The organism is Magnetospirillum sp. WYHS-4, from assembly GCA_039908345.1.
In the GTDB taxonomy this organism is placed as follows: Bacteria; Pseudomonadota; Alphaproteobacteria; order Rhodospirillales; family GLO-3; genus JAMOBD01.
Genome location: JAMOBD010000153.1, coordinates 1 through 1,387, shown reverse-complemented (window position 1 = coordinate 1,387; position 1,387 = coordinate 1). Strand labels below are relative to the sequence as shown.

Below are 1,387 nucleotides of genomic sequence, written 5' to 3'. Positions count from 1 at the left end.
CAGCACCAGGTAGAAGGTGAGCGTCCCCGGCGTGTGCAGCGACGGAAAGGCGGGCTGGGTGCCGAGGAAGCCCACGTAAGGCTCGACGAAGGGCAACAGCCAGGGAATGGCCCACCACAGCACGGTCACGCAGGCCACCAGGATGGACAGCCGCCGCCGGGTGTAGGGATTGTGCTCGGCCCGGATGCGCCAGATGCCGAAGGCCAGGATGATGGCGTATTCGGTATAGCGGTTGAACCAGATGGGGCTGTCCCACCAGAACAGATAGGACTCGTTCAACCACCCCAGGAAGGCCCAGGCGAAGGCGGCGAGCGCCAGGCCCCGGACCCACAGGGGATAGGAGCCGGCCAGGGAGCGCTGCTTGCCGGCCGGCAGCGCCTTGACCTTGAAGTCGCGAGGGCCTTTCTTGATCGCGGCGGCAACGGCGGTCATGACGCCAACTCCTCCATGAATTTCTCCTCCACCGCCTCCAAGGCCGCGAGGAGTTCTTCCGGCAGGGCATGGCCGCCCCGCGCCAGCCCGGCATGGAGTTCGTCGGCCGTGAGGATCACGCCGTCACCGGGCACGAGGGAAACGCCGTTCACGGTGAGGGCCGGAGCCTCCGGACCCAAAAGGATTTCCGTCGTGGCGCCCAGGGTGGCGGCCAAAGCCTCGGCGAAGGCGAAATAGAGGCGGCAGCGGCCGCCCGGCGGCTCCTTGGCGATCACCGCGATGTGGAGCCGGCCGTTCATGGCCCCTCCTCCACCGGCAGTCCCCTCTTCCCCCATTCCACCATGCCTCCGGCCACCAGGCGCACGCCGGAGAAGCCCTCGGCCTTCAGCATCTCCACCGCCTTGGCCGAGCGCTTGTCGGTGCGGCAGAGGACGGCCACCGTCTTGCCGCGCCAGCCCTCCAGTTCGCCCAGGCGGGCCGCCAATTCGGGCAGCGGGATGTTGCGGGAGGCGGGCACATGGCCGCCCGCGAAGTCCGGGGCATCGCGCACGTCCAGCACCAGCATGGCCTCGCCGGGCTTGAGGTCGGCCAGATCCAAGGCCGGTTCGCGGCGCAGGGCCTTGGCGAGGCGCGGCAGGAACAGGGCGGCCGCCAGCAGCCCCAGCGCGATGGCACCGTCGTGGATCATCCCCTCGCCGCCCGCCAGGGCCTCTCGGCCGGCATGCCCGAGATAGGTATAGGCAAGCGCGCCGGGGATCATGCAGACGGCGGTGGCCGCCACATAGGCCCCGAAGGAGATGCGGGTCAGCCCCAGGGCGTAGTTGAGCAGATTGAAGGGGAACAGCGGCACCAGCCGGGTGAAGGCGACGAACCGCCAGCCTTCCGCCTCGACGCCCGCCACCAGCCGCCCCAGGCGGGAGCCCGCCCGCCCGGCCACCCAGTCCCCGGCCAGGTA

Annotated in this window: 3 protein-coding genes; all 3 read right to left on the bottom strand. The window is 70.1% G+C overall.

Annotated elements, in window-relative coordinates; all coding sequences use genetic code 11:
* A partial coding sequence (locus H7841_18515) for a hypothetical protein (protein MEO5338852.1) occupies positions 1–432 on the bottom strand: 432 nt, incomplete at its 3' end.
* Positions 429–731 (bottom strand): hypothetical protein, encoded by a 303-nt coding sequence (locus H7841_18510; GenBank protein ID MEO5338851.1) that lies wholly within the window; start codon positions 729–731, stop codon positions 429–431. The genes H7841_18515 and H7841_18510, both read right to left, overlap by 4 nt.
* A partial coding sequence (locus H7841_18505) for a VTT domain-containing protein (protein ID MEO5338850.1) occupies positions 728–1,387 on the bottom strand: 660 nt, incomplete at its 5' end. The genes H7841_18510 and H7841_18505, both read right to left, overlap by 4 nt.

Bases quoted from the DNA above. Each gene is read 5' to 3' on its own strand.
- H7841_18510 (MEO5338851.1), bottom strand. From the start codon at position 731: ATGAACGGCCGGCTCCACATCGCGGTGATCGCCAAGGAGCCGCCGGGC.